General features: G+C 63.1%; 5 protein-coding genes. All 5 read right to left on the bottom strand.

Annotated features, from left to right (window positions below; all coding sequences use genetic code 11):
- Positions 1-7: 7 nt before the first annotated feature.
- Positions 8-271: an acyl carrier protein gene (locus tag QM797_RS07030; RefSeq protein WP_283274524.1), complete on the bottom strand. Its 264-nt coding sequence runs from the start codon at positions 269-271 to the stop codon at positions 8-10.
- A 26-nt stretch (positions 272-297) separates the two neighbouring features.
- The gene (locus QM797_RS07025; protein WP_283274522.1) at positions 298-1,965 is read right to left on the bottom strand and encodes an acyl-CoA dehydrogenase family protein; all 1,668 of its coding nucleotides are present in this window, start codon (positions 1,963-1,965) and stop codon (positions 298-300) included.
- A complete protein-coding gene (locus tag QM797_RS07020; protein WP_283274521.1) occupies positions 1,962-3,710 on the bottom strand; it encodes an acyl-CoA dehydrogenase family protein in 1,749 nt (582 codons plus the stop codon). Before QM797_RS07020 ends, QM797_RS07025 begins: the two co-directional genes overlap by 4 nt.
- On the bottom strand, positions 3,707-5,512 hold the full coding sequence (locus tag QM797_RS07015) for a fatty acyl-AMP ligase (protein ID WP_283274520.1): 1,806 nt from the start codon (positions 5,510-5,512) through the stop codon (positions 3,707-3,709). The genes QM797_RS07020 and QM797_RS07015 overlap by 4 nt, the downstream gene beginning before the upstream one ends.
- 147 nt (positions 5,513-5,659) lie before the next feature.
- A complete protein-coding gene (locus QM797_RS07010; protein WP_283274518.1) occupies positions 5,660-6,457 on the bottom strand; it encodes a thioesterase II family protein in 798 nt (265 codons plus the stop codon).
- Positions 6,458-6,477: the final 20 nt, after the last annotated feature.

The raw sequence follows: 6,477 nt of genomic DNA, 5'->3' as shown, positions 1-6,477 counted from the left end.
AGCCGAACTACGCTGCAGCGCGCTCGGACTCGATGTATTCGGCCATCTCGTCGACGGTGGGGTGATCCCAGGCCAGTGTCGGTTCGACCATCAAACCGTACTCGTCTTCGACGTCACCACACAGTGTCAGGACGTACACCGAATCGAGTCCCAGATCGGACAGGAGTGCACCGCGATCGATGTCGCCGGCGGGCACTCCGATGTAGACACCGATCCGTTCTGCCAACCAATCGGCGACGTGTGCGTGTTCGGTGCGAGTTGTCTCGGTCATTGTTGTCTCCTCGGGTTCTTCGGTTGTCAGGGAAGATCACGGTCGTGAGTGAGATCCAGAGGCGTGCCGGCTTTCACACGCGCGGCAAGCGAATCGATCAGCGCATCCTCGAGTCCGACAGGTAGCGGGCGAGGCCGCAAACCAGAACGTTCCGCGAGCCGATGTAGCGTCGCGGCGGCCCATGTGTCACCTCGACGCGCATACCGCCAGATACCGACCACAGCCGCGGCAGCAAGGACGTTCGTGTAGCGCTCGGCCAGCATGAACGCGCGCGGGGTGCCGGCCACCGTCATCTCGGATAAGGGCGTGTTCCGTACAGCCGAGGCGATACGATCGAGTTCGGCGACGAACATCCCGGCCAGGTCCCCAAGAACGGGCATTCCTTCTGCGAGCGTCAGTGCAGCCCAGACGCTGTCCCTGCCGCGCCCGGTGATCTGAAGCCCTCCGAGGTCGAGTCCAGGAAGCGGACCGTCGATATCGAACAGAGTCGGTGGAGCATGACCGACCGAGCCCCAGGACTTCCGCGCAATACCCGGCATTTGAGGAACTATCGACGCCAGGCATACGGCACCGCCGGCGTGGGCGAGAAGTGCTACGGGCAGATCGCGCGTGCACTTCTGAAACAACCCGAACTCGCCTTCCCGAACGTAGGACCGCGCACCGAGAACGAGCGACAACTCGTACGAGTTTTCCTGGAGAAGCGTCGGGAGCAAGAATTTCGTTGCCGCGGAAATGACGCTCGTCTGCTCCGGCGCGACGTGCAACGCACGAGCAGCCACAAGTGCCAGGGCATCCGCCCCCAACAGTTGTGCGTACGACTTCGCCACTACCGATCGCGGGTGTGGGATGTCGATCACGTTGTTTCCGTAAAGTTTACGATCCGCTGCGAACTCGAACACCAGCCTCAATTGCGTGTCGCCCATGCCGAGGGCCATTCCCGGCAGGACGATCCTGGTGACCTGAAACACCCGCAACACCGTCTCCATCGCGGAGCCCGGCTCGCCGAGCATCGCATCGCCCGGAAGCCTGACGTTGTCGAACCGTGCGCCGGCCAGTCGTACACCCCGCATCCCGGCCGTGCGGAATCGACGGTCGCGCCGCAACCGAGCCTCCGGTTGATCTCGCAGGTCCATCAGAAAATGGCTGTGGCTTCGCCCACCGGGCTGCGCATCGGTGCGTGCGAACACCACTGCCGCATCGGCACGACCGAGGTTGTTCACCAGGTGCTTGTCACCGTCGAGTCGCCACCCATCGGATGTCGGTCGGGCGGTCGTTCCGATACGAGTGAAATCGCTACCGTGGTCCCATTCCGTGTACGCCGCTGCGATGCGGCCACCGCCGGCCAACAGATCTGCCGCCCAACGTTGTTGATCCTCACTCCCGGCCGCCCAGATAGGGAGCGAAGCAATAAGATTCGTCACACCGTAGCCGAGCGCTAGGGTGCCGTCACGCCGGAAGACGTCGCGGACGACGCGCATCGTATGGTCTGCACGGTCGAAACGTCCCCCGAGCCTTCCCGGGACGAAGTGATCGTTGAGCCGGAGTTGCGTCAGCAGGTCCTCCCCTCCGGGAAGCATCTCCCCGGCCTCGTCCGCAGCGAGAATCGATTCCCTGCTCAGGATGCCTGGAGGTTCCCGCGGGTCGCCCAACAGGCGATCGATCGTGGTGCCGACAGCGACTACGTCGGAGCTCATTCGACGACCACCTGACCGAAGATGCTCAGCGGTACTTCGTCGTCGATCTGACGGAGCAGGTGCGGGAGAACTGCGTCCAGGGCCGGGCCGTCGGCATCTGTGTAGTCCGGGGTCCCGCGCAACCTCCGAAGCAACCGGGTGAGCGAGGCCGTCAGCCACGCCGGATCTTGCTTCTCTCCGCCGGTGAAAGTATGCACCCATACCGCCAAACAAGCTGCGGCGCAATAAGCGACGGCATACTTCGCCGCAAGATCGAACGACGTCTGCGGAACGCGATTTGCCGACGACGGCACACTCGCCAGATTCTCATGCAGTGTGTCCAACTCACCTACCAGCTCGAGACCGAGGTCGCGCACTTCGACGGGAACATCCGGGCGGCCAGACAGATCGGCGACCCGCGCGGGCGTCGTCTGCACCACGCTCGCTCCACCTCTCGCGTACAGACGAAGTTGTTCGAGATCGAGAGGCGGTATCGGTGCGGTGAGGTCGGCGGCGCATCGCACCGCGGCACTGTCCCCTCGTTGTGCTCGGTATCCACGCACCAGCGCCGGAAAGTGATTGATCAAAGCGCTCGCGTTCACTGCGGTATTTCCGTCGAATATTGCGACGACGCGGTGATCGCGCTCCAATTTGGCGTAGGTACCGTCTGCAAAGTCCTCGTCGAGCAATGCGCGCGCCCCCAACAGTTTTCCCAGGTTCGCGATCATGGAATCGACAGTCGTCGGCGCGAAGTACTTCATCACCGCCGATACGATCGCTTGCTCCTGCGGAAGGGTCGATGCGCTGCGTGTCGAGAACAACGCCACGGTCTCGACGATCAGAAGATCGACGTACCCGCGGGACAGCTGACGCGCCGCGTGCGGAAGCTCGATCAACGGCTTGCCGTACAACCGGTGAGATCGTGTGAAGTCGACGCAGATGCGCAGCGCGTGTTCTGCTGCGCCGGCGGACAGACCAGAACACAAACTACGTGTGATCTGGAAACCGCCCAGCACACCCTCCAGACCTCTACCTATCTCGCCGATCACCGCGTCGGCACAGACCTGTACATCGACGAAACGGACACCGCTGATGTCCGCTGCCCGCATGCCGAGAGTCGGGATGCGAGGCAGCGGCTCGACCCGTCCACCGGACACCGCATCTCGGTCGACGAGAAAGAGCGTGAAACCCCGACCGCCGCCCTCTGCCCGCGTCCGGGCCAGCACACACCAGATGTCTGCCCGACTGGCGTTGTTGATGAGCCATTTCTCACCGTTGATGCAGTAGCCGCTCGAATTTCGTTCCGCTCGAACCTCTCCGGACAACAGGTCGCTGCCGTGGTCGCGTTCGGTCAACGCGAGGGACACCACAGCTCCAGCGCGAACGCGGTCGGCAAGCGCTCGTTGTTGTGCGGGAGTGGCCATCGCCCACACTCCTACTGCACCGAGGTAGGTCTTCACATGAGCGAGGGCGACGGTCAGATCACGAGCAGCCAGCATTCGCACCAATTGCCACAGCTGTGCGGCATCGTGCATCCGACCGCCGAGGCGAGTCGGTACGTACCAGTCGAAGATGTTCGCCCCGTCGAGTTCGGCGCAGGCATCGTCGGGGAACCCGTCGGCGTCGTCCAGTGCCCTGTTGACCGCGGCACCGAAGACGTCGCTGTCTGCGGAATTGTCGCCGCGATTCAACACGTGGTCGAACTCCGCGCGCAACTCGGGTGACGCCGAATTCAAGGACTCTGCGGCACACGCGGCTCTGTTCATCGAGTGCCACCGATGCTGCCATCCACCGCACGGTATCGCGATGTCACCACAGGAGCTAGATGTTCGCAATACACCGTGAGTTCGTTGCGGACGAACATGTCTCGCATGTGACGCCGTCGAACTTTTCCACTGGTGGTGCGTTCGACATGACCGAGGCCCACGAGTGTGATGCCTGCGACCGAGACACCGAATTGTCGACCGATCGAGGTCCTAGCCCCGCTCAGCAGTGTCGAAAGGTCCTCCGGCACACGGCTGTCGGGCCGAATCTCCTGAACCAGAACAATGGAATCCGCATCACTTTCGGATGAACCGTGGGACACGGGCACAGTGAACGCGGCACCTGGTCGGCCTGCGAACGCTGGGTCCAGTTGGCGCAGACTGCTTTCCAAATCGTGTGGATACAGATTGCGGCCGCTCACGACGAGCACTTCTTTCAGCCTGCCGGTGACGAAGAGCTCACCGTCCAGGAGCGCTCCCAGGTCCCCGGTTCGAAGATAGCCGGAATCGCCGTCGGCTGTCGTGCTCGCGAACGCATGGTCCGTCTCGTCTGGTCGTTCCCAATACCCAGCACATATTCCCGGTCCGCGCAGCCACACCTCGCCGACGGCACCGTCGTCGAGTCTGTGAAGCGTGTTCGGATCCACAATCACGATGTCGGTGTCCGCCGCACGGCCGCTGGATACCACTGTGCACGTCTTGTTTTCGTCTCCGGAGGACGGCACTGGACCCTCGAACGGGTCGATACGTCCGGCCGCGAGGGCATCACTGTAGACCTCCCGGGCCAGCACGCCACGGCGCGCTGGTGTACCCGATGCAAAAAGCGTTGCCTCGGCCAGACCGTACACAGGGCGCAGCGCGTCGGCTCGAAAGCCGGCGCGCTCGAAACGACGGGCGAACGCCGCCAAGGTTTCGGCTCGGATCGGTTCGGCACCGTTCGCAGCGTTCACCCAACTGGACAGATCCAAGTGGGCCAGTTGTTCGTCGGTGATCTTCCGCGTGCAGAGCTCGTAGGCGAAATTGGGGGCCGTCGATGCAGTCGCCCGATGCTCGGTGATGAGATCGAGCCAGGTGATGGGATGTCGCACGAAAGTGTGCGGAGCCATGAGCGTGGTTTCGGCACCCAGCGCCAGGGGCGCCAACAGCATTGCAATGAGGCCCATATCGTGAAAGACGGGCAGCCAACTGCACATTCGTGTGTCCGCGTCGTATTCGAGGTGGTACGACATCGTTGCTATGTTGGCAATCAGATTCGCGTTGGTCACCACCACTCCTTTGGGGTCCGATGTCGACCCTGAGGTGTACTGCAGAAATGCCACTGCATCGGGGTTCTGGTCGGCTCGATAGCGACGATCGTGCGTCAGAGCCTCCTCTATGAGGCCTACCGGTGTAGTCAACGCCCTGATGCTGGAATCTCCGTCGCCGAGCTGGCTCGCGGTGGTTCTGTCGGTGAGAACGATTCGTGCGTCACTGTCCACAGCAACCAGATCGATCCGCTCCGACCGGCCACGGCCCGGAGGCGGTACCGGAACCGGGATGGCCCCCGCGTACAGGCAACCGAGGAACGCCTCTGCGAATTCGACACCGGGCTGAAACGACAACAAAACCCGGTCCCCGCGGCAGACCCGGTTCGACAGCCACCCAGCGATCCGAGCCGATGCGTCGTCCAGTTCGCCATAGGAACGTGACTGCACTGTCGCATCGTCGTGCGCGAATCGGACCGCGAAACGGTTGGCCGCCCGCTCCGCGATCCCGCCGAAAGCGTCGACCAAAGTTGTTGCGTCCGAGCCGGTGAGGTTGCGCATGGAACTCTCCCGTCTGTATCGCACAGTCGAAGTGCGGTCCTGTCCTGGCGTTTTCCAGGATCGGGCCCACCGCTACGTTGGCGCTACAGGTGATCTATGCCCGGGGCGCGACACGTCAGTCCTTCCCCGGCGCGGCCGCCTCGACTCTCAGATCAAGCGTTCGGACAGCGCAGTCACCACCGCACGAGGATCCTCGTCCAGATAGAAGTGACCCCCTCCGAATTGCGTGACATCGCGCAACCCATCGGGCGCAACGACCGCCCACCTCGCGAGATCCGTTTCACTCACATCGGGGTCCGCAGCGCCGCCGAATGCGCTCACCTTTGCCAGTACCGTCGGCGGTTCGGGACGGTGGTACGCCCCGATCAAGGAATAGTCGGCACGAATACTCGGCAGGACTAGGTCGACCAGTTCCGGCATCTGACGGAGCTCGTCGAAGTGGGGATTCAGCCGCACGACGTCGTCGATGAGGGAACGGTCATCGCATAGGTCGATACCGTCGATCGCTTTGCGATCCTGCGGCGCAGTCGCTCCGGACACGACCAAGACATCGGGGCCGCGACCGCGGCGTTCGAGTTCGACGCACACCTCGTAGGCCACCGACGCACCCATGCTGTGGCCGAAGAACGCAGTACGGCGCCCGAGGATCGGTTCGATCTCGTCGGCAATTGGCCCGACCACGTCCTGCATGCTATCTGCACACGGCTCCCCGAGACGATCCTGCCGCCCCGGATACTGCACCGATTGCAACGAGATGTCTTCGGGCAACAATGCAGGCCAACCGCGGAAGCTCTGCGCCGTAGCACCAGCGGGGGGAAAGCAGATGAGCTGAAACGCAGGGGCGGTCACGGAACGCTGCGTCCGCAGCCAACGCCCTCGTTCGGCTCCCTGCGTCGCCGGCACGCGCCCGGTCGTTTTACCGACCGGGCGCGAGCTTGCGTTCATCGTGTCCTTCCTTCGGTATC

The organism is Rhodococcus sp. IEGM 1381, from assembly GCF_030056795.1.
Lineage (GTDB): Bacteria > Actinomycetota > Actinomycetes > Mycobacteriales > Mycobacteriaceae > Rhodococcoides.
The sequence above is the reverse complement of the archived record's forward strand: the minus strand, read 5'-3'. Positions and strand labels throughout refer to the sequence as shown.

Bases quoted from the DNA above. Each gene is read 5' to 3' on its own strand.
- QM797_RS07015 (WP_283274520.1), bottom strand. From the start codon at position 5,512: ATGCGCAACCTCACCGGCTCGGACGCAACAACTTTGGTCGACGCTTTC.
- QM797_RS07010 (WP_283274518.1), bottom strand. From the start codon at position 6,457: ATGAACGCAAGCTCGCGCCCGGTCGGTAAAACGACCGGGCGCGTGCCG.
- QM797_RS07025 (WP_283274522.1), bottom strand. From the start codon at position 1,965: ATGAGCTCCGACGTAGTCGCTGTCGGCACCACGATCGATCGCCTGTTG.
- QM797_RS07020 (WP_283274521.1), bottom strand. From the start codon at position 3,710: ATGAACAGAGCCGCGTGTGCCGCAGAGTCCTTGAATTCGGCGTCACCC.
- QM797_RS07030 (WP_283274524.1), bottom strand. From the start codon at position 271: ATGACCGAGACAACTCGCACCGAACACGCACACGTCGCCGATTGGTTG.